This is a genomic window from Streptomyces sp. NPDC017936, from assembly GCF_044328485.1.
In the GTDB taxonomy this organism is placed as follows: domain Bacteria; phylum Actinomycetota; class Actinomycetes; order Streptomycetales; family Streptomycetaceae; genus Streptomyces.
In genome coordinates this window covers 297,393-321,312 of record NZ_JBIRHK010000004.1, presented here as the reverse complement: position 1 = coordinate 321,312, position 23,920 = coordinate 297,393, and the positions used below count along the sequence as shown (strand labels likewise).

Genomic DNA, 23,920 nt, shown 5'->3' with positions numbered 1-23,920 from the left:
GACCGGCCCTAGTTGAGCCTCGCGCGCGCGGCCCGCGCCTGGTGGCGCAGGCGGTCGGCGGCCGCCTCGTCCACGGCCTCCACCACCTCCGCGTACGCCTCCAACTCCACCGCGCCCGCCACGAAGTCACCCCGCCGCACCAGCAACTGCGCCCGCTCGTACCGCAACCGCGCCGGATGCGAGGGCAGCAGCAACGACAACTCCACCGCCCACAGGGCCACATCCGTCCGCTCCGGCCGCGCCGCCGCCCACGCCCGGACGTTGTTCAGGATGCGCAGCACCACGTCCAGCGGCTCCGCCGGCACCAGCATCGACGCGTCCAGCGGGGCGCCCGTCGCCCCCGCCACCAGCACCTCCGCGTCACGCCCCGTCAGCACCCGCCCTCCGTCGAAGGGATCGACGAGCACCTGCGTCCCGGGAGGTCCGAACCCCACCACGAAGTGCCCCGGCAGGGCGACCCCGTACACCGGCGCCCCCGCCCGGCGCGCCACCTCCATCCACACCACGGACAGCAGGATCGGCAGCCCCCGCCGGCGCCGCAGCACCTCGTGCAGCAGCGAGGACTCCAGCCGCTGGTAGTCGGCGCCGGAGCCGCCGAACCCGTAGCGCTCACCCAGCAGTTCCCGCAACGCCGCCGCCCACGCCTCCGGCCCGCCCGGCCGGAACGGCAGCTGTCCGGCCAGCCGGTCCAGCTCGAGCTGCGCGGCGTCCATGCCGGCCTCGTCCAGCGTCGGGTCCGCCTCCGCCGCCAGCAGCAGGCACAGCACGGCCAGATCGGGCCGCTCGGCCCGCGCCTCCTCGGCGAACCGCCGCCGGTTCCCGGCGGATCCGGTCCCGCTCACGGCGCGCCCGCCGCCGGTTCCCGGTAGTGGTGGTACGCGTGGTGCGCGCCGAAGCCCATCCCGGCGTACAGGGCCCGCGCCCCCGCGTTGTCCTCCTCGACCTGCAGCCACGCGGCCGAGGCGCCCTCGTCCAGCGCGCGCCGGGCCAGTGCCGCCATCACGGTCGTCGCCAGGCCCCGCCGGCGCTGCGACGGATCCACCTCCACCGCGGCGAACCCGGCCCACCGACCGTCCACGACACACCGGCCGATGGCGGCCGGAGCCGCCCCCTCGTCGCCCGGCACGGACGCGAACCACACCGACGGCCCTCCCCCCAGCACCTGCAGGGCCACCTCGCTCACCCCCTTGCGCCGGTACCGCGCCAGCCACGCGTCGTCGGCCTCCCGGGTGAGCACCACGCCCCGCGCCTCCCGGTCCGCGACCGGCGCCAGCGCCCCGATCCACACTTCCGCGGTCACCTCCCGCACCCACCCGCGCCGCTCCAGCTCCGCGCACAGCGGCTCGTCGGTGCCCTCGGCGCCGGTCGCGGCCTGCACGTAGGCGGGCAGACCCCGCGCGCCGTACCAGCGCCGCACGGCGTCCAGGGCCTCGTCGAGCGGCACGCCGGGGTCACCCAGAGGGAGTACGGAGTTCGCGCGGCGGGTGAACCCGGCGGCGGCCCGCAGCTCCCACGTGCCGAGCCGCTCGCTCTCCACCGGCCGCCAGGCCCGCGCGCAGACCCGCGCGAGCTCCCCGTACGAGGCGGCCGGCCCCCCGCGCCGGGCCGGAGCCGCCGGCACCACCTTCCCCGCGACCAGCGAGGACTCGTCGATGCGGACGACCTCGCCGCCCTTTCGTGTGATCACCAGCACACCGGCGTCCCATGATGTGAGAACCCCCACCGTGTCGGTGAATTTCCCCCCGGTGGCGCCGACGTCGCTCAAGCGCCGTACCGAGACGCGTTTGCCCACGTCAGCAGTGGTGATTCGGACCACGAGGCGTCCGGTGGCCGAGAATTCCACAGGTCAGTTCACCCCTCCTGTTCGGATCATGCCCAGGAACGGAGATACTAGGGGCGGGCATCGACGACGCCGCGCTCCCGCGCGCCAGGCGGCGGGGCCTGTGGGAGGCCCGCCAGCGCCCTACCGAGGAGGAATCACAGCGTGACCTACGTCATCGCGCAGCCTTGTGTCGACGTCAAGGACAAGGCGTGCATCGAGGAGTGCCCGGTCGACTGCATCTACGAGGGCTCCCGGTCCTTGTACATCCACCCGGACGAATGCGTCGACTGCGGTGCCTGTGAGCCGGTCTGCCCGGTCGAGGCGATCTTCTACGAGGACGACGTGCCGGAGGAGTGGAAGGACTACTACAAGGCGAACGTCGAGTTCTTCGACGAGCTGGGCTCGCCCGGCGGCGCCAGCAAGCTGGGCCTGATCGAGCGCGACCACCCGTTCGTCGCCGCGCTGCCGCCGCAGGCCGAGTAATCACGCGAGCGGCCCGCACACCGTGCGCCGCCTCGGTCCCGTACGGCCCGGTCGACCCCGATCGCGCCGTACGGGACCGAGGCGTTCGCCGTGCGGGCCGCGCGCCGTAGCGAGGAAAGTGAGCCAGTCACCGTGTCCGCACTCTCCAGCCGTCTTCCGACCTTCCCCTGGGACAAGCTCGAGCCCTACAAGAAGACGGCCGCCGCGCACCCGGAGGGCATCGTCGACCTGTCGGTCGGCACCCCGGTCGACCCGGTCCCCGAGCTGATCCAGAAGGCCCTGGTCGACGCGGCGGACTCCCCGGGCTACCCGACGGTCTGGGGCACCCCGGCCCTGCGGGACGCGATCACGGGCTGGCTGGAGCGCCGCCTGGGCGCCCGCGGGGTCACCCACCACCACGTCCTGCCGGTCGTCGGCTCCAAGGAACTGGTCGCCTGGCTCCCCACCCAGCTGGGCCTCGGCCCCGGCGACCGGGTCGCCCACCCGCGCCTGGCCTACCCGACGTACGAGGTCGGCGCCCGTCTGGCGCGCGCCGGGTACGAGGTCTACGACGACCCGACGGAGCTGGACCCCGAGGGCCTGAAGCTCCTCTGGCTGAACAGCCCGTCCAACCCGACCGGCCGGGTGCTGTCCAAGGCGGACCTGACCCGGATCGTCGCCTGGGCCCGGGAACACGGCGTCCTGCTCTTCTCCGACGAGTGCTACATCGAGCTGGGCTGGGAGGCCGACCCGGTCTCGGTCCTCCACCCGGACGTCAACGGCGGCTCGTACGAGGGCATCGTCTCGGTCCACTCCCTGTCGAAGCGCTCGAACCTGGCCGGCTACCGCGCGGCCTTCCTCGCGGGCGACCCGGCCGTCCTCGGACCGCTGCTGGAGATCCGCAAGCACGGCGGCATGATGACGTCGGCGCCCACCCAGGCGGCGGTCGTGGCGGCCCTCTCCGACGACACCCACGTCCACGAGCAGCGCGAGCGCTACGCCGCCCGCCGCGCCCTCCTGCGCGACGCCCTCGTCGGCCACGGCTTCCGCATCGAGCACAGCGAGGCCAGCCTGTACCTGTGGGCCACCCGGGACGAGTCCTGCTGGGAGACGGTCGCCCACCTCGCCGACCTGGGCGTCCTGGTCGCGCCGGGCGACTTCTACGGCCCGGCGGGCGAGAAGTTCGTCCGCGTGGCGCTGACCGCGTCGGACGAGCGGGTGGGCGCGGCGGTCCGCCGCCTGGCCTGACCCGACCCGGTCCCACCCGGCCGGCCGTCGCTGCCGTCACCGCCGCGGGCCGTCGTTCCGGCGGCTCGGCGGGGTCCCCCGCCGAGCGGAGCCGGGAGCGGGGGAGGACGGGCCCGGCCCGCGGCGCCGGGTTCTCCGCGCCCGCCCCGGTCCCGCGGGCGCGGGCGACGGTCGGCACAAGGAGACGGGGCCCGGGGAAACGACCCCGGACCCCGCCGCCCCGCGACCCGGTGGCTCAGCCGAGCGGCAGCGCGGGCGCGCCCGGCAGCCCGACCCCGGCCGGCGACCCCGTCGGCAGGCCGCCCTTCGTGGCCGTCGACGCCGTGTCGCCGAGGACCCCGCCGGCGGACCCCGCCGCCTCGCCGGCCGCCTTCTGCGCCGCCGGCGTCGCCTTCTTCACGGCCTTGCCGCCGGCCTCGCCCGCGGCGGGCACCGCCTGCTCGACCACCTTGCCGCCGGCCTCGCCCGCGGTCCCGGTGACGTTCTGCGCGGCGCCGTCGACCGTGGTGCCGACGTTCGCCCCGTCCAGGGCGGTGAGACCGCCGAGGTCCGGGGTGGCGGGCAGGCCGGGGGCCGCACCGGCGGAGCCGGCCGCACCGACCCCGGCGGCCGCTCCCGCAGCGACGAGCAGCGCGGCACGGGCGATCCGGCGGGTCAGGGGGAGGGACATGATGCTCCTTGGACTGAGGGGACGGAAGATGACGCTGAACCGTCCGACGGCACCCGGTGGTCGACCGACCGGCTGTCGGCCCCCCGGTGCCCGGACGCAGTGACTACCGCTCGAAGCCCGCGAAGGTTGCGCACGGCCGGCGTAAAGAGTTGGCAATGCGTCGCATTATCGGCTGCGGATAAAAACGGGCAAACGGTGCCCGATATGAAAGTCCGCCGAACCCCGGAGCCCTTTTCCCACAAGGGATGTCGCGGACCCGGGGGTGAGGGCGCGAAAACCTGACCCCACGGCGTCCCGTGCCCGCCGCACATGACCCGCCCGGGCGAAGACCCGTACTACTGCGCGGTGACGATCCGTACGGCGCTCGTCCCGGCCCCGACCGCCGAGCCCGGGACCCCCGCGGCCTCCGCCCCACCGCTCCTGGTGGCCCGCCACCGGCTGTCGGTGTTCCCGGCGACCCACTGCCGGCCGGCGTAGGTCACGCGCTCGATGTGCAGGGCCGAGGCGTTGGCCACCGCCCAGTGGGCGAGCTGCCAGCCGCGCTCGCGGACACCGCGTCCGGCGGCGGTGCCGTCGGTGACCGGCAGCGTCACGGTCCGCCCGCTGGTCTCGGCGGCGGGCACGTCCGCGTCCGCGCCGGGAGCGGCCGTCTCCCGCGCACCGGCCCGGGCGGCGTCCCGCGCGTCCGTCTCCTGGCGCGCGCCGCTCCCGAAGTCCCGTGCGAGCGCCGCGCGCACCGCGTCCGGCCCCGTGGCCGTCGCGCTCTCCGGACGCCCCTCGCAGGTCAGCGTGGCCGCCGAGGCGCCCGTGAGCGCGGCGGCCAGCAGCGCGGCGTCCGGCTCGTGCTTGGCGTACGCCTCCGGGTAGCCGCTGCGCTGCACGCGCTGCGCGGCCACGGTCAGCGGCAGCTCGGTGTAGTCGGGCACCTTGACGAGGTGCTCGTAGAAGGCGCCGGCCGCGTAGGCGGGGTCGGTGACCTCCCGGGCGGTGCCCCAGCCCTGCGAGGGCCGCTGCTGGAAGAGGCCGAGCGAGTCGCGGTCGCCGTGGTCGAGGTTGCGCAGCGCCGACTCCTGGAGCGCGGTCGCGAGCGCGATGGTCACCGCCCGCTCGGGCAGGCCCCGCCCGGTGCCGACGGCCGCGATCGTGGCCGCGTTCACCGCCTGCTCCGGCGTGAACGCGTACGTCGTCCCGTCGCCCTCCGCGGAAACGACTCTGCACGCCGGTTCCCCGGCGCCACCGGTGACGTACTGGACCACGACGTAGCCCGTGACGGCGGACAGGGCCGCACAGGCCGCCCCGAAACGCAGGAGGCGGCCGCGGCGCTGGGAAGAGGGTGACGGCTCTGGCACGCGTACAAGGTACTGGAGAGTACGGAAGCTGGGGAGACGGCTGGGACGGGTGGGATCCCCCCGGCGCGCGGTCGGCGCGTTAGGGTCGACGGCATGGCCGAGACCCCGCTTGACCTCACCCTGGACGCCGCGCTGCTCACCGCGCAGCTCGTCGACTTCCCGTCGGAGAGCGGCACCGAGAAGCCGCTCGCGGACGCGATCGAAGCCGCCCTGCGCGGGCTGCCGCACCTGACCGTGCACCGGTACGGCAACAACGTCGTCGCCCGTACGCACCTGGGCCGTCCGGAGCGGGTGGTCCTCGCCGGCCACATCGACACCGTCCCCATCGCCGGCAACGTCCCCTCCCGGCTGGACGCGGACGGCGTGCTGTGGGGCTGCGGCACCTGCGACATGAAGGCGGGCGTCGCGGTGCAGCTGCGCATCGCGGCGACGGTCCCGTCCCCGAACCGGGACCTGACCTTCGTCTTCTACGACAACGAGGAGGTCGCCGCCGACCTGAACGGCCTCAAGCACGTCGTCGAGGCCCACCCGGAGTGGCTCGAGGGCGACTTCGCGGTGCTGCTGGAGCCGTCCGACGGCCAGGTGGAGGGCGGCTGCCAGGGCACCCTGCGGGTCCTGCTGAAGACCAGGGGCGAGCGGGCCCACTCGGCCCGGAGCTGGATGGGCTCCAACGCGATCCACGCGGCCGCCCCGATCCTCGCCCGCCTCGCCTCCTACGAGCCGCGTCACCCGGTGATCGACGGCCTGGAGTACCGCGAGGGCCTCAACGCGGTCGGCGTCACGGGCGGGGTCGCGGGCAACGTCATCCCCGACGAGTGCGTCGTCACGGTCAACTTCCGCTACGCGCCCGACCGCACGCCCGAGGAGGCCGTCGCCCACGTCCGCGAGGTGTTCGCGGACTGCGGGGTGGAGGAGTTCGTCGTCGACGACCACAGCCCCGGCGCCCTGCCCGGCCTCTCCCACCCGGCCGCCGCGGCCTTCGTCGAGGCGGTGGGCGGCACCCCGCGGCCCAAGTACGGCTGGACGGACGTCTCCCGCTTCTCGGCGCTCGGCGTGCCCGCGGTCAACTACGGCCCCGGCAACCCGCTCCTGGCGCACAAGCGGGACGAACGCGTCGAGACGGCGAAGGTCCTCGCGGGCGAGGAACGGCTGCGGGCGTGGCTCACGGCGTGACGGGAAGAGGGGCGAAGGGGGCTCCTGGGGCGCGTCCGTACCTGATGCCTCTTCACGCCGGACACGCCGACGTCCCCCGCACGTAACTCGCGTAGATCTACGCTGAGGTGGAACATCTGCAAGCGGAGGGAGCTCACATGGCCACCGGCAACCCCGAGGGCAAGAAGCAGCCACCGGAGGAACAGCGCCTGGGACCGGTCCTCCTCAGGCGCGACCAGGTGCAGCCGAGCACCACGGACCAGCGACTGCTGGACGAGCGCGCCCCCTCCGACTGGGTCCACACGGACCCCTGGCGGGTGCTGCGCATCCAGTCGGAGTTCATCGAGGGCTTCGGCACCCTGGCCGAGCTCCCCCCGGCCATCAGCGTGTTCGGCTCGGCCCGCACACCGGTGGACTCCCCGGAGTACGACGCGGGGGTACGGCTGGGCAGCGCCCTGGTCAAGGCCGGCTGGGCGGTCATCACGGGCGGCGGGCCGGGCGCGATGGAGGCGGCCAACAAGGGCGCCTGCGAGGCGGGCGGCGTCTCGGTGGGGCTGGGCATCGAGCTCCCCTTCGAGCAGGGACTCAACCGCTACGTCGACGTCGGCCTGAACTTCCGCTACTTCTTCGTCCGCAAGATGATGTTCGTGAAGTACGCGCAGGGCTTCGTGGTCCTGCCCGGCGGCCTCGGCACCCTGGACGAGCTCTTCGAGGCCCTCACCCTCGTGCAGACCCAGAAGGTCACCCGCTTCCCCATCGTCCTCTTCGGCACGGAGTACTGGGGCGGCCTGGTCGACTGGCTGAAGAACACCCTGGTCGCCCAGGGCAAGGCGGCCGAGAAGGACCTCCTGCTGTTCCACGTCACGGACGACGTGGAGGAGGCGGTGGGGCTGGTGTCCAAGGAGGCGGGGCGGTAGGACCCCTCCCGCGCGTCCCCGGCCGGGGAGCGGGCCGGGGCGCCCGCCTCCCGGCCGGCCGGAACCTCAGGCCAGTCCCCGCCGCGCCACCGCCGGCGGACGGTGCCCCGCGATCGACGCCACCATGTCCAGCACCTGACGCGTCTCCGCGACCTCGTGCACCCGGTACACCTGCGCCCCCAGCCACGCCGACACGGCCGTCGTCGCCAGCGTGCCCAGCACCCGCTCCTTCACCGGCCGGTCCAGCGTCTCCCCGACGAAGTCCTTGTTGGACAGGGACACCAGCACCGGCCAGCCCGTCTCCACCATCTCCCCGAGCCGTCGCGTCGCCTCCAGGCTGTGCCGGGTGTTCTTGTTGAAGTCGTGTCCGGGGTCGATCAGGATCGACTCCCTCGGCACGCCCAGCCCGGCCGCCCGCTCGGCCAGTCCCAGGGTCACCCGCAGGATGTCGGCCATGACGTCGTCGTACGCCACCCGGTGCGGGCGGGTGCGCGGGTCCGCGCCCCCGGCGTGCGTGCACACCAGCCCCACGCCGTACCGCGCGGCGACCTCCGCCAGACCGGGGTCCACGCCGCCCCACGCGTCGTTCAGCAGGTCCGCGCCCGCCTCGCAGACGGCCTCCCCGACCTCGGCCCGCCAGGTGTCCACGCTGATGACGACGTCCGGGAAGCGCCGCCGCACCTCGGCCACGAAGCCGACCGTCCGCCGCGCCTCCTCCTCGGCGGTCACCTCCTCGCCGGGCCCGGCCTTCACCCCGCCGATGTCGATGATCGCGGCGCCTTCGGAGACCGCCCGCTCGACCCGCGCCAGCGCCGGCTCGTCACGGAAGGTCGCCCCCTGGTCGTAGAAGGAGTCCGGGGTCCGGTTCACGATCGCCATGATCACCGGCTCGTGCGCGCCGAACTCGCGCCTGCCCAGCCTGAGCATCCTCTGTGACCTCTCCCAGTACGTTCCGGACATCCGCCGCCTGCGACCCTAACCGTCACACCCGCATGGCACGATCGGACCCTGACACATTCGACACCGAGCACAGCGAGCGTGGGGACCCACCGATGGTTATGTTCTTGTTCCTGGTCATCGCGCTCGCCGTCGTGGTCGCCGCGGTGACACTCGCCGTGGTGGGCGGCGGCGAGGGCACCGGCCCGCTCCCGGAGGCCACCCCGCAGCGGCTGCACGACCCGCTGCCCCCCGACCGCCCCCTGCACCGGTCCGACATCGACCGCCTCCGCTTCCCGCTCGCCGCCCGCGGCTACCGCATGGCCGACGTCGACGACGCCCTGAACCGCCTCGGCGCCGAGCTCGCCGAACGCGACGCCCGCATCGCCCAGCTGGAGTCCGACCTGGCCGGCGCCCGGCGGCCCGAGCCGCACGTCTCCATGGAGAAGCCCGGGCGGGAGGAGCAGAGGTGAGCGACGGCGCCGCCCTCGCGGGCCCGGACGGCGTCCCGCGCTGCCCCTGGGCCCTGTCCACGCCGGACTACGTCAGCTACCACGACGAGGAGTGGGGCCGCCCGGTCCACGGCGACGACGCCCTCTTCGAACGCCTCAGCCTGGAGGCCTTCCAGTCCGGCCTGTCCTGGATCACCATCCTGCGCCGCCGCCCCGGCTTCCGGGCCGCCTTCGCCGGCTTCGAGATCGCGTCGGTGGCCGCCTTCACCGACGAGGACCGCGAGCGGCTCCTCGCCGACCCGGGCATCATCCGCAACCGCGCCAAGATCGACGCCACCCTCGCCAACGCGCGCGTGCTGACCGACTGGGCCCCCGGCGACCTCGACGAGCTGATCTGGTCCCACGCCCCCGACCCGGCCGCCCGCCCGGTCCCGAAGACCCTCGCCGACGTCCCGGCGGTCACACCCGAGTCGACGGCCCTGTCCAAGGCGCTGAAGAAGCGGGGCCTGCGGTTCGTGGGACCGACGACGGCGTACGCGCTGATGCAGGCGTGCGGGCTGGTCGACGATCACCTGGAGGCCTGCGCGGCGAGGCGGGGCTGAGGCCCGCCCCGCCCGGCGGCCGCCGGCCGCCGGTCAGCGGCCCAGGTACTTCGGCGTCTCCTTGTTCACGAACGCCTGCACCGCGATCCCGTGGTCCTCGGACCGCCCCGCCCGCGTCTGCAGCTCGTCCTCCTTCTCCAGCGTCTCGGCCAGCGAGTGGGAGAACCCGTACGCCATCGCCTCCTTGATCGCCGCGTACGCCACCGTCGGCCCCTCGGCCAGCATCCGCGCCACCTGCTCGCCGGCGGTGCGCAGCGAGTCCGCCGGGACGATCCGGTTGGCGATGCCCAGCTCGTACGCCTCCTGGGCCTTGATGCTGCGCGGGAAGAGCAGCAGGTCGGCGGCGCGGCCGGGGCCGATCACGCGGGGCAGGGTCCAGGAGACGCCCGAGTCGGCGGTCAGCGCGACCCCCGCGAACGAGGTGTTGAAGGACGCCGTGTCCGCGACGATCCGGTAGTCGGCGGCCAGCGCGAACCCGAGGCCGGCGCCCGCGGCCACCCCGTTCACCGCGGCGACCACCGGCTTCGGCGCCTCGGTCAGCGCCCGCACGATCGGGTTGTAGTGCTCCTTGACCGTGCGCATGGTCTGGCCCGCGCCGGTCTCCCGGTCCGACACCAGCAGCCCGATGTGCTCCTTGAGGTCCTGGCCGACGCAGAACGCCCGGTCACCGGCGGCGGTCAGCAGCACCGCGCGGACGGCACCGTCCTCGGCCGCCGAGCGCACCGCGTCCCGCAGGGCCACCTTGGTCGCGATGTTCAGCGCGTTCATCGCCTCCGGGCGGTTCAGGGTGATCGTCGCGAGCCCGTCGCTCACCTCGTAGAGCACGGTGTCGGCCATGGAGTGTCCCCTCAGGTGTCGCCGATGCCGTCGTACCGGCCGGTACGACGGTCTCCGAAGGACAGCATGAAGGAAGGGGGCCGCGCGGGACGTGTGACCTGCGTCAAAGAATTCGGGGCGATTTCCGGGCGGCGGAAGTGCGTGCGGGCGCGAAGTATCGCAGCCACATCCCCGAATTGAGTGGTTTTGCTCGCGTGCGTTGCCCAAGCGATGCCGACTGATGTTGGTCATCGGGTCCTGAGATGCGGGATAATGGCTGGGAAGCAATGTGTTCGATGCCGGTGACGCGTGTCCCTCGCTGGACCGCGCGTGCCCTTCACGGGCCGTCGGCTTTGACGATGAGCTGGTTTCAGGAAGGGGAACGAGCATGGCGGCCATGAAGCCGCGGACGGGCGACGGCCCGCTCGAGGTGACCAAGGAGGGGCGGGGCATCGTCATGCGCGTTCCGCTCGAAGGCGGCGGTCGGCTCGTCGTCGAGCTGACCCCTGACGAGGCCGACGCGCTCGGCGACGCCCTCAAGAAGGTCGTCGGCTGACGCGCAAGCGACCATACCCTTTCAGTCGCCCCGGCACCCCCTCAGGGTGCCGGGGCGACTGTTTCGTCCCTCACACCCCTCACCCGGACGGACCCCGGTCGCCGCTTCACGGCGCGGGCGGCCCCGTCGGCCCGGTCACCGCTCCCCGGCGCGCGGCGGCCCCGTCGGCCGGCTCACCGCTTCACCGCGCACAGCAGCCCGTCCCCCACGGGCAGCAGCGACGGCACCAGCTCCTGGCTCTCGCGCACGGTGCGCAGCAGCTCACGGACCTTTATCACCTCGGTGGGCTGCGGGCCCGAGTCGACCGTGCGGCCGTTGGTGAAGACCCCCTCGAACACCACCAGGCCGCCGGGGCGCAGCAGACGCAACGATTCGGCGAGGTAGTCCATGACCTCCAGCCGGTCGCCGTCGCAGAAGACGAGGTCGTAGCCGGCGTCCGCGAGGCGGGGCAGGACGTCGAGCGCGCGGCCGGGGATGAAGCGGGCCCGGTTGCTGGCGAACCCGCAGGCGCGGAAGGCCTGCCGGGCGAACTGCTGGTGCTCGGGCTCGGGGTCGACCGTGGTCAGGACGCCGTCGGGGCGCATCCCGTGCAGCAGGTGGATCCCGGAGACGCCGGTGCCGGTGCCGATCTCCGCGACCGCCTTGGCGTCCACGGTGGCGGCGAGCAACCGCAGGGCGGCGCCCGTGCTGGGCGACACCGAGCGCAGCCCTGCCTCGCGGGCCCGGTCACGGGCCCAGTGCAGCGCTTCGTCCTCGGCGACATAGGCGTCGGCGAACGCCCAGCTCGTCTGCCGGTTGCCGGTAATGACCCTCTCCTGTCCCCGCTGGTTGCCTGGGCGTGACTGTATCCGTTGGCGCCGGGAACCCGCAGATGGGACCGGGCGTTTGAAGGGGTGGGAAGCACGACGGGGGGACACGGTTGAATCACGACGAGGGACGGGACGCGGAGCAAGTGCTGACGCAGCCGCATGAGCCGTGCCAGCCCAGATCAAATTCTCGTAAAACCGCTTATCCGGAGCTAACGGGCGAGGTGGCTATGGTAGGGGCTCCGCTGGACACCACCAGAGCCGACAGGGGAGGTGCGGCTGCGCCTGTGGATCGGGGAGGAGTGCTGCGGCGCTTTCTCGGGTCGGCGGGCAGGCCGAAATCCGTGAACGACACCGCTGACCACAGTCACGCCACCGGCCTCGCCGCCGGAGCCGACCGGACCGCGACCTTCTCCACCGACGCGGACGGGCAGGCGTGGACTCCGCCCACGTGGGAGGAGATCGTCAGCATGCACAGCGGCCGGGTCTACCGGCTCGCCTACCGTCTCACCGGCAACCAGCACGACGCCGAGGACCTCACCCAGGAGGTCTTCGTCCGCGTCTTCCGCTCCCTGTCGACGTACACGCCCGGCACCTTCGAGGGCTGGCTGCACCGCATCACCACCAACCTCTTCCTGGACATGGTCCGCCGCAAGCAGCGCATCCGCTTCGACGCGCTCGGCGAGGACGCCGCGGAGCGGCTGGCCAGCAAGGAGCCCACCCCGCAGCAGGTCTTCAACGACGCCCACTTCGACGCGGACGTCCAGCAGGCCCTCGACACCCTGGCGCCGGAGTTCCGCGCCGCCGTCGTCCTCTGCGACATCGAAGGACTGTCGTACGAGGAGATCGCCGCGACCCTCGGCGTCAAGCTCGGCACGGTCCGCTCCCGGATCCACCGCGGCCGTTCGCAGCTCCGCAAGGCGCTCGCGCACCGCTCGCCCGAGGCGCGCGCGGAGCGGCGCTCCTTCGTGGCCCGCGTGCCCGCTCTGGGAGGAGGGGGCGCGACCGCGTGAGTGGATCCCGACACAACCCCGCCGAGCGGCTGCTGGCGGAGCAGCACCTCGGTGACCGGCTCTCGGCCCTCGTGGACGGCGAGCTCGGTCATGACACCCGCGAGCGCGTCCTGGCGCACCTGGCGACCTGTCCCAAGTGCAAGGCGGAGGTCGACGCCCAGCGCCGGCTGAAGAACGTCTTCGCGGAAGTGGCCCCGCCCGCCCCCTCCGAGAGCTTCCTGGCCCGTCTCCAGGGGCTCCCCGGGGGAGGTGACACGGAGGGCGGCGGAATGCCGCTCGGGGGAGGATTCGGCGACCGCTTCGGCACCCGCGCCGAAGCGTCCGGAGTCTTCGGAGTGAAGCGGGACGAGCCGTTCGGCTTCGGCTACGTCCCCGCCCCCGAGCACGGTCCGGTGCTCACGCCCGCCGCGCAGCGCGGCTTCCGCGTCCACCCCGTCGGCCGTGACACCGAGCGCTCCCGCGGCCTGCGGTTCGCCTTCGTCGCCGCCGGCGCGGTCTCGCTGGCCGCGATCGCGCTGGGCGGGGTGAACACCGGCGCCGCGCCGGTCGACACCGACGCCCGCGGCGGCTCCGGAAGCAACGTCACACCGGCCCGCACCCCCGCCACCGGCTCCGCGACGGCCCCCGACAACCAGCGCCGCCGTACCGCCGGGCCGGTGCTCGCCCAGGGCGGCCAGCTGCTCGGCGAGACCCCGGTCGCGCCGACCCGGGTCTCCGCGCCGCTGCTGCCCGGTGTGCCGGCCCCTGCCGCCGGACGCACCACCGACCAGACCCTGCACGGCCTCACCACACCCGTGGTGGCCGGCGCGGCCGCCATGTCCCCCCTGATACGTCCGCTCGGCACCCCGCCGATCGCCCTCACCTCCTGGAACCCCGCTCCCGAGGTCACGGCGCCCGGACTGCTCGCCGCACCCGTCCCCGGCACCCCCTCCGCCCCCACCGCCTCCCCCTCCGCGCGGACCGCCCGCTGACCCGGCTGTGACGCCGGGCGCCCCGCGAACCTGGTTGAATCCTGGGAAGACCGTGCCCGTGCCCGGTGGCCGGGCGCGGAGGCGGAGTTCGACGAGCTGCGGCCCCCCGCCCACGGTCACGCCGGGACGGGGCCCGAGTGCGGGGAGAGCATGAACGAGGGGAAGCCCACGAAGGGGAAGTGGTGGAGCAGGCCTCGACCGCAGAGCCCCGACGGGCAGGAGAGCGGCCGCGAGAACACCGAGGGCGACTTCGAGCTGGCGCGGCCCGCGGGGGCCGCACCGGCGGACCCGGACACCGGCGGACCGGCCAGGGGGACCGCCGGCGTCACCGACGACGGTGACTACGAACTGAGCCGCCCGCTGCCGGTGAGCACCCGGCCTCCGTCGACGGAGACCACGGATGCGGAGGCCACCGCCGCACCCGGCGCGTTCGCTGTTCCTGCAGAGCCTGCAGAGCCTGCTGAACCCGCCGGGTCCGCCGAGGGCGCCGCGCCCGCCGGGTCCGCCGAGGGCGCGGAGGTCACCGAACCTGCCCGGTCCGCCGAGGTGGCGGAGGGCGCCGAGCCTGCCCGGTCCGGTGGGTTCGCCGCGGGCGTCGGGTCGCCGAAGGGGGTCGGCTCCGGCGGGCCGGCTCCGGCGGCCGGGTCCGCCGAGGTCGTCGGGCCCGGTGAGGCCGGTGAGCCTGCCCGGTCCGGTGGGTTCGCCGCGGGCGTCGGGTCGCCGAAGGGGGTCGGCTCCGGCGGGCCGGCTCCGGCGGCCGGGTCCGCCGAGGTCGTCGGGCCCGGTGAGGCCGGTGAGCCTGCCGGGTCCGGGGGGTCCGTCCCGGCTGCCGAGCAGATCGCGTCCGCCGGGTCCGCCACGGGTTCCGGCTCCGTGGAGTCCGCCGGGGACGCCTCGGGCTCCCCCCGGCCGTCGGACCCGGGCGGTCGGCCCAAGCCGCTGCACGATCCCGACCCCTACGGCACCCCGCCCTACGGTGAGCCGGGACCCTGGGCGCCCGCGCCGCCCGTACAGCACCCGGCGGCGGCCGCGCCGGCCCGAAGCGCGGCGCCGCCGCTCGCCCCCGGGACGCAGGCACCCGCGCCTCCCGCCCCCGTGGCGCCGGTGCCCGCGCCCGGCGTCGGTGGGACCGTTCCGCCCGCCTCGCCGGTGCCCGCGCCCGGCGTCGGCGGTTCCCTCGCCGCCACGACGCCCGTGCCCGTGCCCGGCACCGGTGCGCCGCTTCCGTCCGGGGCCGCCGGGCTGCCCGCGAACCGTCCGGGAGGAGCGCCGGCGCTCCCGGGCTCCGGGGGCGACCCCTGGGGCCGCTACGACCCGTGGGCGGCCGGGCCGCTCCAGCAGACCGGGGCCGGCGTCGCCACGGAGGCGCAGCGGCGCCGGCGGACCCGGAGGAAGCTGGCCGGAGGAGCGCTCGTCCTCGCTCTCCTGTCGGGCGTGCTGGGCGGCGTCGTGGGCGTCCACCTGGAGCGCAACGGCGGGTTCGACGGGGTGCAGCTGCCGCAGGCCTCCGCGGAGCCCACCGGGCGGGCCGCGGACAGCGTGGCCGGGATCGCCGCCCGCGCCCTGCCCAGCGTCGTCACCCTGCACGTCAGCGGCAGCGAGGCGTCCGGCACCGGTACCGGCTTCGTGCTCGACTCGCTCGGCCACATCCTCACCAACAACCACGTCGTCGAGCCCGCCGGTTCCGGCGGCGGGATAACGGTCGTGTTCAACGGCGGCCAGACCGCCGAGGCCGAGGTGGTCGGCGGGGACAGCGGCTACGACCTCGCCGTGGTGAAGGTGACCGGGGTGAAGGGGCTGAAGCCCCTCCGCCTCGGCAACTCCGACAACGTCCGGGTCGGCGACCCGGTCGTCGCCATCGGCGCCCCCTTCGACCTGGAGGGCACGGTCACCTCCGGCATCATCAGCGCCAAGGAGCGGCCCATCACGGCCGGCGGCGAGAGCGGCGACGGCAGCGACGTGTCGTACGTGGACGCGTTGCAGACCGACGCGCCCATCAACCCCGGCAACTCCGGCGGCCCCCTCCTCGACGCCCGGGGCCACGTCATCGGCATCAACTCCGCGATCCGTTCCGCCGGCGACGGCACCGGATCCGACAGCGGGCAGTCCGGTTCGATCGGCCTGGGCTTCGCCATCCCGGTCAACCAGGGCAAGCGCGTCGCGGAGGAGCTGATCAACACCGGCAAGGCGACGCACCCGGTCATCGGCGTCACCCTCGACATGGACTACGCCGGCGACGGCGCCCGCGTCGGCACCCGGAGCGGCGACGGCGGCTCGCCGGTCACCCCGGGCGGCCCCGGCGACCGGGCCGGCATCCGGGCCGGCGACGTCATCACCGAGGTCGACGGCCAGCGCGTCCACTCCGGCGAGGAACTCATCGTCAAGACCCGCGCCCACCGCCCCGGCGACCGGCTGGAGCTGACCGTCGAACGCGGCGGGAAGGAGCGCAGCCTCTCCCTGGTGCTCGGCTCCTCGGATTGACAGAAAGTTCACAGGCCGGGCGCCGGAACAGGCTCCCACCGGGCGAACAACGGGAAAACAGGTCGCCCGCGCACACGCGGACGCCCCGGGACGGTACCGGTCGGACAGGTGCGACAGGTACCGTGGTCCCGGCCCGGACCACGGAAGACCCGAACTGACCACCGAGGGCCGAGGACCGCGGACATCGCAAGGAGCTTCAGGTGTTCAATGACATAGGTGTGCTCGAGCTGGTGACGATCATCGTCCTGGCCGTGCTCGTCTTCGGTCCGGACAAGCTCCCGAAGGTCATCCAGGACGTGACGCGCACGATCCGCAAGATCCGTGAGTTCTCGGAGAGCGCCAAGCAGGACATCCGGCAGGAACTCGGCCCGGAGTTCAAGGACTTCGAGTTCGAGGACCTCAACCCCAAGACGTTCATCCGCAAGCAGCTGGAGAACGACGAACTGGGGCTGAAGGAGATCCGCAACGGCTTCGACCTGAAGAAGGAGATGGCCGAGGTCGCGGACGCGGTCCACGGCCGCGAGCCGGAATCCTCGTCCTCGTCGTCCTCCCCCGCTTCGTCCGGTGGACGCGTCGACATGGTGAAGAAGCCCGAGGAACCGGGCAAGGACGACCGTCCGCCCTTCGACGCGGACGCCACCTGAGCCGCACGCGCCCCCCGGTGTGAGGGGGCGCACGCCGCACGCGCCGGGCGGCGTCCCCCCAGCCGGCAGCGGGGTGGCTATGCTGCCTGGTTGTTGTGCGGACCGGACGAGTACGCCCGAAGGGGGGCGGGCCGGGGCGGTCCGGCGAGAGCGAGGAGGCGTCCGGGCAGATGGAGACGACGAGTCGGGCAGTCGAACAGGCGCCGGCCGCGGAGGGCGGACCACGGGTCCGCACCGCCCGGCGCACGGTCGACGGGTACCTGGAGGCGTCCTTCCCGTGGTACGGCCTCGACGAGGCCTTCACGGGGCCGCGCTGGCTGATGCAGGTCGGCACGGCGGCCGACGGGACCGTCGAGCACGGTTCGATCGGGCACGGTGACGAGCCCTCCGTGCGGCACGAGACGGCGGGCGAGGACCGGGGGAGGTTCGCGGTCGTCGTGACCGTCGCGGCGAACCCGTCCCGCCGCAGCGCCGACGGCACGGGGCTCCTGGAGGCGACGTCGGTCTCCTCGGCGGCCTGGCTCGCGGGCGTGGGCCTGCTCTCCTTCACCTGGCCCGGCCAGATGGACCACAGCCTGCGCGACGACTGGCTGGACCAGCAGACCGAGACCGCCTGGGTCCTGGCCGACGACCTCGCCGGCCCCGACTGGTCCGTCCTCTCCCTCCCGGTCGACGGCGCGCCGACCCCCTTCCACTACCGGGAGTCCGAGTTCGGCTGGGTCCTGGCCGGCTCGACGAAGGAAGGGGTGCACGTGGGGGCGTACGGGAGGGGGATGAGCGCGTACGGGCTCGGCTTCGCCATGGTCAAGGACATCGGCGCGTACGCCTGACCCCGGGCACGACACCCCGGGCACGACGCTCCGGATACGACGACGGGGGCGCCGTCCAGCGCGGACGGCGCCCCCGTCGTCGTACGAGGTGTCAGAACTTGTTCTTGGGCGTGATGCCCAGGGACAGCCCCGAGAGGCCGCGCTGGCGCCCTCCCAGCTTCCCCGCGATCGCGCGGAGCGCCGAGCCCGCCGGGGACTCCGGGTCCGTCAGGACGACCGGCTTGCCCTCGTCGCCGCCCTCGCGCAGACGGACGTCGATCGGGATGCTGCCGAGGACGGGGACGGAGGCGCCCGTCGTCCGGGTCAGGCCGTCGGCGACGAGCTGGCCGCCGCCCGTGCCGAACACGTCGACCATCTCGTCGCAGTGCGGGCAGGGCAGGCCGGACATGTTCTCGACCACGCCGACGATCTTCTGGTGGGTCTGGACGGCGATGGAGCCGGCCCGCTCGGCCACCTCGGCGGCGGCCTGCTGGGGCGTCGTGACGACCAGGATCTCGGCGTTCGGGACCAGCTGGGCCACCGAGATCGCGATGTCACCGGTGCCGGGCGGGAGGTCCAGCAGGAGCACGTCCAGGTCTCCCCAGTACACGTCCGCCAGGAACTGCTGGAGCGCACGGTGCAGCATCGGGCCGCGCCAGACGACCGGCGCGTTGCCCGGGGTGAACATGCCGATCGAGATGACCTTCACGCCGTTCGCCGACGGCGGCATGATCATGTTCTCGACCTGGGTGGGACGGCCGTCGGCGCCCAGCATGCGCGGCACGCTGTGCCCGTAGATGTCGGCGTCGACGACCCCGACCTTCAGGCCGTCGGCCGCCATCGCCGCCGCCAGGTTCACGGTCACCGAGGACTTGCCGACGCCGCCCTTGCCGGAGGCGACCGCGTAGACACGGGTCAGGGAGCCGGGCTTGGCGAAGGGGACCTCGCGCTCGGTCTGGCCGCCGCGCAGGGCGCTCGCCAGCTCCTTGCGCTGCTCGTCGCTCATCACGTCGAGCGTGACGTCGACGCGGGTGACGCCCTCGACCCGGGAGACCGCCTCGGTGACGCGCTGCGTGATCGTGTCGCGCATCGGGCAGCCGGAGACCGTCAGGTACACGGTGACCGCGACCGCTCCGTCCGCACCGATCTCCACCGACTTGACCATCCCCAGCTCGGTGATGGGGCGGTTGATCTCGGGGTCGTTCACCGTCGCCAGTGCTTCGCGCACCGCGTCTTCCGTAACCATAAGCACGATGGTACGGCGCTCCCCGGGCACCCCGGGATGCCCGTCAGCGGTCGTCTACGTCACGTCCGTGCGACCGTTCTGCCGCGACTGTCGGGAATACGCCGTGCCCGTCGTGCCGTCCCTCCAGCTCCTTGACCATGTCCTGGAGCTCCGAGCGGATCCAGTCCCGGGTGGCGACCTCGCCGAGGCCGATGCGCAGGGCGGCGATCTCACGGGTGAGGTACTCGGTGTCGGCGATGGACCGCTCGTTCTGCTTGCGGTCCTGCTCCAGGTTGACCCGGTCGCGGTCGTCCTGCCGGTTCTGCGCGAGCAGGATCAGCGGGGCCGCGTAGGAGGCCTGGAGGGACAGCATCAGCGTCAGGAAGATGAACGGGTACTCGTCGAAGCGCAGGACGGTCGGCGCGAAGACGTTCCACACCACCCACAGGATGATGACGACCGTCATCCAGACGATGAACCGCCCGGTGCCCAGGAAGCGGGCGATGCGCTCCGAGAGCCGCCCGAAGGCCTCCGGGTCCCACTCGGGCAGGAACCGGCGCCGCGGCGGGCGCGGCTGGTCCAGCCGGACGCGGGGACGGGTGGCGGCCGTGGCGCCGACCGGGACGCGCTCCCCGCGGCCGCCCTCACGCTCAGGCGCCATCCGGACCACCCCCCTGCGGCTCGTCCAGGTGGAACTCCGTCTCCCGCCAGTCCTCCGGCAGCAGGTGGTCGAGCACGTCGTCCACGGTCACCGCGCCCAGCAGCGACCCGGCCTCGTCGACGACGGGCGCCGCGACCATGTCGTACGTCGCGAAGAACCCGGCGACCACGGGCAGCGCCGCGTCGGGGTCGAGCGACTGCAGGTCGTCGTCGAGGAGCGAGCTGACCAGCGTGTACGGCGGGTCGCGCAGCAGGCGCTGGAAGTGGACCGTGCCGAGGTACTTGCCGGTGGGGGTCTCGTCGGGCGGCCGGCACACGTAGACCTGGGCGGCGAGGGCGGGGGAGAGGTCGCGGTTGCGGACGCGGGCCAGGGCGTCGGCGACGGTGGCGTCGGGCCGCAGCACGATCGGCTCGGTCGTCATCAGACCGCCGGCGGTGTGCTCCTCGTACGACATCAGGCGCCGCATGTCGGCCGCGTCGTCGGGCTGCATCAGGCTCAGCAGCCGTTCCTTGTCCGCCTCGGGCAGCTCGGCGAGCAGGTCGGCCGCGTCGTCGGGGTCCATGGCCTCCAGGACGTCCGCCGCGCGCTCCTCCTTCAGCTTGCCGAGGATCTCGATCTGGTCGTCCTCCGGCAGCTCCTCCAGGACGTCGGCGAGGCGGTCGTCGTCCAGCGCGGCGGCGACCTCCGCGCGGCGCTTGGGGGAGAGGTGGTGCAGGACGTTGGCGAGGTCGGCCGGGCGCAGCTGCTCGAAGGTGGCGAGCAGGCTCTCCGCGCCCTGCCCGTGCTCCTCCAGGGAGAAGCCGGTGACGGCCGACCACTCCACGGTCAGCTTCTCGCCCTTGCCGCGCCGGAAGGCGCCCGCCTTGCGCCCCTTCTGCACGAACACCCGGTCGATCTCCCAGTCCCGGCGGGCCGGCAGCTGCTGCACCGACAGGTCGAGGACGGTGACCTCCTCGCCGGTCTCGGCGAGCGTGACCCGCCGGTCGAGCAGTTCGCCGAAGACGAGACGCTCGGTGGGCCGCTGCTCGAAGCGCCGGACGTTGAGCACGCCGGTGGTGATGACCTGGCCGGACTCGACGCTGGTCACCCGGGTCATGGGCAGGAAGATGCGGCGGCGGGTGGGCAGTTCGACGACCAGCCCGAGCAGCCTCGGCGGCCGCCGCCCGACGCGCAGCATCACGACCAGGTCGCGCACGCGGCCCACCTGGTCGCCGTTGGGGTCGAAGGCGGCGACACCGGCGAGGTGCGAGACGAAGATCCGGGGGACGCCCGCGACCATGGCCGCACCTCCTTCTCGTGGGTGCTCGTACGGGGCGTTCACCGGGGTGTTTCCCGTGAGGCCCTTTTCCCAATTGCCCGCTCGTGCGGGCTTCAGGCTAGCCCGTCCCGATCGGGTGCGCTCTGGCGAGCGGTCCGGACGGACTGGCTCCGTTCCCGCGCGGCCACCCCGGTACGCTGCGGTACGCCGTTCAGGACCTCCCCGCAGAAAGGCAGCCTCCTCTGTGACTGCGATTCCCCAGGGCCGTACCCGCCGCCGGGCCGGGCTGGTGAGCGCGATGTGCGCGATGGCCGTGACGGGCATGGTCGTGACGGGCTGCAGCGACGACCCGGACGCGGGCACGAACGGCGTCGGCAAGCTGTCGGCCGACAAGATCCAGGCGAAGACGAAGGCGGCCGCGGACACGGTGGACGCGGTGCGGCTGTCCGGGACCGTGGTGGCCGGCGGGAAGTCGTACAAGCTCGACATGCGCCTGAAGCCGGACGGCGGCACCGGGTCGGTCACCGCCGAGGGGGCGGCCTTCCACCTGCTGCGGGTCGGTGAGCAGCTGTACCTGAAGGCGGACGCCGCGTTCTGGAAGAACGAGGACGACAAGGCCGGCGGCGGCTCGGACGCGGCGGCCGCGGACAAGCTCGACGGCAAGTACGTGAAGGTGCCGGCCGGCGACCCGTCGTACAAGAAGTTCAGCGGCTTCACGGACAAGGACCTCCTTCTCGGCGACCTGCTGACGCTGCACGGCTCGCTGGACAAGGACGGGCACCACGAGCAGGCCGGTGTGCGCACCATCCGCATCACCGGCGACGGTGGCTCCGGCGGCACGCTGGACGTCTCCCTGGAGGGCAAGCCGTATCCGCTGCGCCTGGTCCGCGCGGGCGGCGCCGGCACGCTGAGCTTCTCCGCGTGGGGCGAGGACTTCGCCCTGGAGCAGCCGGCGAAGGGCGAGACGGTGGACTACGGCAAGGAGCTGCCGACGTCCTGAGCGCGGATCACGGCAAGGGGCCGGCGGTGTCGTGGGCGCGGGGCACGGGGGAGTGGCCGGTGTCGTGGGCGCGGGGGTCAGGCGTCGGCGTCCTCGGCGGCTCGCGTCCGGGTCCGGCCGGTCACTTGCGTCTGCGCTTCTTCAGCAGCAGCCGCGGAAGCCCGGCGGGAATCGCCTGACGGGTCGTGGCCGGCGAGGGCACCGGGGCCTCGGCCAGGGAGCCCTCGGGCAACGGCAGCGTCCGGCCGGTCGGTTCCAGGCGCAGCACCCGGCACTCGGCCGCCCACCGCCCGGTCATCGCCTCGCCGTCGGGCGCGTTCAGCCGCTTGCCCTTGAGCTCGGCGACGGCCGCCTCCCACGCCTCGGTGCCGGGGGCGACCTGGACGACCCGCGCGGTCCAGGAGACCAGCCGGCCCCCCTTGTCCTTGCTGCGGACGGTGACCTCGGCCGGGGCGCCGTCGGCCAGCCCCGGCAGCGGCTGCTCGCCGGGCCCGTCGCCGACCAGGCAGGCCGCGCCGTCGTGCCAGACGTGCCAGAGCGCCCGGGCGGCCGGCTGTCCGGCGGCCTTGACCCAGATGAGGCCGGACTTCTTGGTGGCCTCCTCGACGAGGGCCTGGTCGAGCAGCTCGCGTGTCATGGGCCCAGCCTATCGAGGCACGCTCACAGCCAGCCGTTGCGCTTCAGCGTGCGGTGGATGCCCAGGCAGAGGGCGACCGTCACCGACATGATCACGGGGTAGCCGTACTTCCAGTGCGTCTCCGGCATGTAGTCGAAGTTCATGCCGTACACCCCGCAGACCATCGTCGGCACGGCGATGATGGCGGCCCAGGACGTGATCTTGCGCATGTCCTCGTTCTGCGCGACGGACGCCTGCGCGAGGTTGGCCTGGAGGATGGAGTTGAGGAGCTCGTCGAAGCCGATGACCTGTTCCTGGACGCGGGCGAGGTGGTCGGCGACGTCCCGGAAGTACTTCTGGATGTCGGGGTCGACCAGCCGCATGGGCCGCTCGCTCAGCAGCTGCATCGGCCGCAGCAGCGGCGAGACCGCCCGCTTGAACTCCAGTACCTCGCGCTTGAGTTGGTAGATCCGGCCGGCGTCCGTGCCGCGCGGGCTGCCCTTGCGGCCCGGCGAGAAGACCTCGGTCTCGACCTCGTCGATGTCGACCTGCACGGCGTCCGCGACCGCGATGTAGCCGTCGACGACGTGGTCGGCGATGGCGTGCAGCACGGCCGAGGGGCCCTTGGCGAGCAGCTCGGGGTCGTCCTGGAGGCGGTGGCGCAGCCCGCGCAGCGAGCCCTGGCCGCCGTGCCGGACGGTGATGAAGAAGTCCTTGCCGGTGAAGCACATGACCTCGCCGGTCTCGACGACCTCGCTGTTGGCGTCGAACTGGTCGTGCTCGACGTAGTGGATGGTCTTGAAGACCGTGAACAGGGAGTCGTCGTAGCGCTCGAGCTTGGGGCGCTGGTGGGCCTGGACGGCGTCCTCCACGGCCAGCGGGTGGAGCCCGAACTCGCCCGCGATACCGGCGAATTCGGACTCGGTCGGCTCGTGCAGCCCGATCCACACGAAGCCGCCGTCGCGCCGCACCTGGCGCATCGCCTCGTGCGGGGTGAGCGGGGCCTCGGTCCGCACGCGCGCGCCGTCGCGGTAGACGGCGCAGTCGACGACGGCCGAGGGCGTGTCGGGGTCGCGGGTGGTGTCGTACGCGCCGCTGTCCTTGCGCAGGGAGGGGCGGGACGGGCGGACCACGGCACGCAGGTCGCGGATCATCGACATGGCAGGCTCCTTCGCGACGGGCGACGAAAGGCGCCGGCGACGGGTGGAACTACCCGGAATGGGGACGTCCTGACTGCGGATGTTTGGCACGTCCACAAAGCGGGGAGCACCGCACCGTCGCGGTGGCGAGTTTCGTTACTGATTCAGCTACTGCTTCGGACCGGACGGATCGGAAAGACCGAACAGACCAGACCGAACGGATCAAACGAATCGAACAGATCGGATGATCGGCCGGTCGGACGGATCGGACAGATCGGTTGGTCGGTCGATCCGGTACAACGAAACGAAGTGCTC

Annotated in this window: 25 protein-coding genes; 13 read left to right on the top strand and 12 right to left on the bottom strand. The window is 73.5% G+C overall.

Annotated elements, in window-relative coordinates; genetic code table 11:
- Positions 1-8: 8 nt before the first annotated feature.
- Entirely contained in the window at positions 9-842 is an 834-nt protein-coding gene (locus tag ACH4F6_RS10895; protein WP_397959631.1) for a transglutaminase-like domain-containing protein, read from the bottom strand.
- The gene (locus tag ACH4F6_RS10890) at positions 839-1,843 is read right to left on the bottom strand and encodes a GNAT family N-acetyltransferase (RefSeq protein ID WP_397959629.1); all 1,005 of its coding nucleotides are present in this window, start codon (positions 1,841-1,843) and stop codon (positions 839-841) included. Before ACH4F6_RS10890 ends, ACH4F6_RS10895 begins: the two co-directional genes overlap by 4 nt.
- A gap of 141 nt (positions 1,844-1,984) precedes the next feature.
- Here ACH4F6_RS10890 and fdxA point away from each other — a divergent pair, with 141 nt between their 5' ends.
- Positions 1,985-2,305 (top strand): ferredoxin, encoded by a 321-nt coding sequence (gene fdxA, locus ACH4F6_RS10885; RefSeq protein WP_003998156.1) that lies wholly within the window; start codon positions 1,985-1,987, stop codon positions 2,303-2,305.
- Between the two features lie 132 nt (positions 2,306-2,437).
- Positions 2,438-3,532, top strand: a complete 1,095-nt coding sequence (locus tag ACH4F6_RS10880; RefSeq protein ID WP_397959626.1) for a bifunctional succinyldiaminopimelate transaminase/glutamate-prephenate aminotransferase — start codon at positions 2,438-2,440, stop codon at positions 3,530-3,532.
- Positions 3,533-3,767: 235 nt separating this feature from the next.
- Here ACH4F6_RS10880 and ACH4F6_RS10875 read toward each other — a convergent pair whose 3' ends face one another.
- Positions 3,768-4,202 (bottom strand): ATP-binding protein, encoded by a 435-nt coding sequence (locus tag ACH4F6_RS10875; RefSeq protein WP_397959624.1) that lies wholly within the window; start codon positions 4,200-4,202, stop codon positions 3,768-3,770.
- A 335-nt stretch (positions 4,203-4,537) separates the two neighbouring features.
- Positions 4,538-5,551 carry a heavy metal transporter gene (locus ACH4F6_RS10870; protein WP_397959622.1) on the bottom strand — a complete coding sequence of 338 codons (1,014 nt, stop codon included), beginning with the start codon at positions 5,549-5,551 and terminating at the stop codon, positions 4,538-4,540.
- 93 nt (positions 5,552-5,644) lie between these two features.
- On the opposite strand from ACH4F6_RS10870, the gene dapE reads away from it, so the two are divergent.
- Positions 5,645-6,724, top strand: coding sequence for a succinyl-diaminopimelate desuccinylase (dapE, locus tag ACH4F6_RS10865; RefSeq protein ID WP_397959620.1), 1,080 nt, complete (start codon positions 5,645-5,647; stop codon positions 6,722-6,724).
- A gap of 137 nt (positions 6,725-6,861) precedes the next feature.
- Positions 6,862-7,620 carry a TIGR00730 family Rossman fold protein gene (locus tag ACH4F6_RS10860; protein WP_397959618.1) on the top strand — a complete coding sequence of 253 codons (759 nt, stop codon included), beginning with the start codon at positions 6,862-6,864 and terminating at the stop codon, positions 7,618-7,620.
- A 66-nt stretch (positions 7,621-7,686) separates the two neighbouring features.
- Here ACH4F6_RS10860 and folP read toward each other — a convergent pair whose 3' ends face one another.
- Entirely contained in the window at positions 7,687-8,547 is an 861-nt protein-coding gene (folP, locus tag ACH4F6_RS10855) for a dihydropteroate synthase (protein ID WP_397959616.1), read from the bottom strand.
- A gap of 125 nt (positions 8,548-8,672) precedes the next feature.
- Between folP and ACH4F6_RS10850 the strand changes: the two genes are divergently transcribed.
- Positions 8,673-9,029 (top strand): DivIVA domain-containing protein, encoded by a 357-nt coding sequence (locus ACH4F6_RS10850; protein WP_397959614.1) that lies wholly within the window; start codon positions 8,673-8,675, stop codon positions 9,027-9,029.
- Complete coding sequence (locus tag ACH4F6_RS10845) at positions 9,026-9,610, top strand: DNA-3-methyladenine glycosylase I (RefSeq protein ID WP_397959612.1); 585 nt, start codon at positions 9,026-9,028, stop codon at positions 9,608-9,610. The genes ACH4F6_RS10850 and ACH4F6_RS10845 overlap by 4 nt, the downstream gene beginning before the upstream one ends.
- A gap of 33 nt (positions 9,611-9,643) precedes the next feature.
- On the opposite strand, the gene ACH4F6_RS10840 is transcribed toward ACH4F6_RS10845, so the two are convergent.
- The gene (locus ACH4F6_RS10840) at positions 9,644-10,447 is read right to left on the bottom strand and encodes an enoyl-CoA hydratase/isomerase family protein (protein WP_397959610.1); all 804 of its coding nucleotides are present in this window, start codon (positions 10,445-10,447) and stop codon (positions 9,644-9,646) included.
- A 367-nt stretch (positions 10,448-10,814) separates the two neighbouring features.
- Between ACH4F6_RS10840 and ACH4F6_RS10835 the strand changes: the two genes are divergently transcribed.
- The gene (locus ACH4F6_RS10835) at positions 10,815-10,982 is read left to right on the top strand and encodes a DUF3117 domain-containing protein (protein ID WP_003966491.1); all 168 of its coding nucleotides are present in this window, start codon (positions 10,815-10,817) and stop codon (positions 10,980-10,982) included.
- 173 nt (positions 10,983-11,155) lie between these two features.
- Here the strand turns inward: ACH4F6_RS10835 and ACH4F6_RS10830 are convergent, their stop codons facing one another.
- Complete coding sequence (locus tag ACH4F6_RS10830) at positions 11,156-11,830, bottom strand: O-methyltransferase (protein WP_397959842.1); 675 nt, start codon at positions 11,828-11,830, stop codon at positions 11,156-11,158.
- A 260-nt stretch (positions 11,831-12,090) separates the two neighbouring features.
- Here ACH4F6_RS10830 and sigE point away from each other — a divergent pair, with 260 nt between their 5' ends.
- The 5 genes from sigE (at position 12,091) to ACH4F6_RS10805 (ending at position 17,727) form a co-directional block, all read left to right on the top strand.
- Positions 12,091-12,801 (top strand): RNA polymerase sigma factor SigE, encoded by a 711-nt coding sequence (sigE, locus tag ACH4F6_RS10825; protein ID WP_397959608.1) that lies wholly within the window; start codon positions 12,091-12,093, stop codon positions 12,799-12,801.
- Complete coding sequence (locus tag ACH4F6_RS10820; RefSeq protein ID WP_397959606.1) at positions 12,798-13,772, top strand: zf-HC2 domain-containing protein; 975 nt, start codon at positions 12,798-12,800, stop codon at positions 13,770-13,772. Before sigE ends, ACH4F6_RS10820 begins: the two co-directional genes overlap by 4 nt.
- Positions 13,773-14,645: 873 nt before the next feature.
- Positions 14,646-16,253, top strand: a complete 1,608-nt coding sequence (locus tag ACH4F6_RS10815; protein ID WP_397959841.1) for a S1C family serine protease — start codon at positions 14,646-14,648, stop codon at positions 16,251-16,253.
- Between the two features lie 200 nt (positions 16,254-16,453).
- On the top strand, positions 16,454-16,897 hold the full coding sequence (locus ACH4F6_RS10810; RefSeq protein WP_397959604.1) for a sec-independent translocase: 444 nt from the start codon (positions 16,454-16,456) through the stop codon (positions 16,895-16,897).
- A 170-nt stretch (positions 16,898-17,067) separates the two neighbouring features.
- Complete coding sequence (locus ACH4F6_RS10805) at positions 17,068-17,727, top strand: hypothetical protein (RefSeq protein ID WP_397959602.1); 660 nt, start codon at positions 17,068-17,070, stop codon at positions 17,725-17,727.
- 91 nt (positions 17,728-17,818) lie between these two features.
- On the opposite strand, the gene ACH4F6_RS10800 is transcribed toward ACH4F6_RS10805, so the two are convergent.
- Genes ACH4F6_RS10800 through ACH4F6_RS10790 form a run of 3 tightly spaced genes read right to left on the bottom strand, consistent with a single transcriptional unit; the run spans position 17,819 to position 20,871 of the window.
- Positions 17,819-18,952, bottom strand: a complete 1,134-nt coding sequence (locus ACH4F6_RS10800) for an Mrp/NBP35 family ATP-binding protein (RefSeq protein ID WP_397959600.1) — start codon at positions 18,950-18,952, stop codon at positions 17,819-17,821.
- A 43-nt stretch (positions 18,953-18,995) separates the two neighbouring features.
- On the bottom strand, positions 18,996-19,592 hold the full coding sequence (locus ACH4F6_RS10795) for a DUF1003 domain-containing protein (protein WP_397959598.1): 597 nt from the start codon (positions 19,590-19,592) through the stop codon (positions 18,996-18,998).
- Entirely contained in the window at positions 19,582-20,871 is a 1,290-nt protein-coding gene (locus ACH4F6_RS10790) for a magnesium transporter MgtE N-terminal domain-containing protein (protein ID WP_397959596.1), read from the bottom strand. Before ACH4F6_RS10790 ends, ACH4F6_RS10795 begins: the two co-directional genes overlap by 11 nt.
- A gap of 223 nt (positions 20,872-21,094) precedes the next feature.
- Here ACH4F6_RS10790 and ACH4F6_RS10785 point away from each other — a divergent pair, with 223 nt between their 5' ends.
- Positions 21,095-21,850, top strand: coding sequence for a hypothetical protein (locus ACH4F6_RS10785; protein ID WP_397959594.1), 756 nt, complete (start codon positions 21,095-21,097; stop codon positions 21,848-21,850).
- A gap of 121 nt (positions 21,851-21,971) precedes the next feature.
- On the opposite strand, the gene ACH4F6_RS10780 is transcribed toward ACH4F6_RS10785, so the two are convergent.
- Both ACH4F6_RS10780 and ACH4F6_RS10775 read right to left on the bottom strand, forming a co-directional pair.
- Positions 21,972-22,487 (bottom strand): hypothetical protein, encoded by a 516-nt coding sequence (locus ACH4F6_RS10780; protein WP_397959592.1) that lies wholly within the window; start codon positions 22,485-22,487, stop codon positions 21,972-21,974.
- A 23-nt stretch (positions 22,488-22,510) separates the two neighbouring features.
- A complete protein-coding gene (locus ACH4F6_RS10775) occupies positions 22,511-23,626 on the bottom strand; it encodes a magnesium and cobalt transport protein CorA (RefSeq protein WP_397959590.1) in 1,116 nt (371 codons plus the stop codon).
- Positions 23,627-23,920 lie beyond the last annotated feature (294 nt).

Coding starts and splice junctions, on each gene's coding strand:
- ACH4F6_RS10875 (WP_397959624.1), bottom strand. CDS start 4,202: ATGTCCCTCCCCCTGACCCGCCGGATCGCCCGTGCCGCGCTGCTCGTC.
- dapE (WP_397959620.1), top strand. CDS start 5,645: ATGGCCGAGACCCCGCTTGACCTCACCCTGGACGCCGCGCTGCTCACC.
- ACH4F6_RS10860 (WP_397959618.1), top strand. CDS start 6,862: ATGGCCACCGGCAACCCCGAGGGCAAGAAGCAGCCACCGGAGGAACAG.
- folP (WP_397959616.1), bottom strand. CDS start 8,547: ATGCTCAGGCTGGGCAGGCGCGAGTTCGGCGCGCACGAGCCGGTGATC.
- ACH4F6_RS10850 (WP_397959614.1), top strand. CDS start 8,673: ATGGTTATGTTCTTGTTCCTGGTCATCGCGCTCGCCGTCGTGGTCGCC.
- ACH4F6_RS10840 (WP_397959610.1), bottom strand. CDS start 10,447: ATGGCCGACACCGTGCTCTACGAGGTGAGCGACGGGCTCGCGACGATC.
- ACH4F6_RS10835 (WP_003966491.1), top strand. CDS start 10,815: ATGGCGGCCATGAAGCCGCGGACGGGCGACGGCCCGCTCGAGGTGACC.
- ACH4F6_RS10805 (WP_397959602.1), top strand. CDS start 17,068: ATGGAGACGACGAGTCGGGCAGTCGAACAGGCGCCGGCCGCGGAGGGC.
- ACH4F6_RS10800 (WP_397959600.1), bottom strand. CDS start 18,952: ATGGTTACGGAAGACGCGGTGCGCGAAGCACTGGCGACGGTGAACGAC.
- ACH4F6_RS10795 (WP_397959598.1), bottom strand. CDS start 19,592: ATGGCGCCTGAGCGTGAGGGCGGCCGCGGGGAGCGCGTCCCGGTCGGC.
- ACH4F6_RS10790 (WP_397959596.1), bottom strand. CDS start 20,871: ATGGTCGCGGGCGTCCCCCGGATCTTCGTCTCGCACCTCGCCGGTGTC.
- ACH4F6_RS10780 (WP_397959592.1), bottom strand. CDS start 22,487: ATGACACGCGAGCTGCTCGACCAGGCCCTCGTCGAGGAGGCCACCAAG.
- ACH4F6_RS10775 (WP_397959590.1), bottom strand. CDS start 23,626: ATGTCGATGATCCGCGACCTGCGTGCCGTGGTCCGCCCGTCCCGCCCC.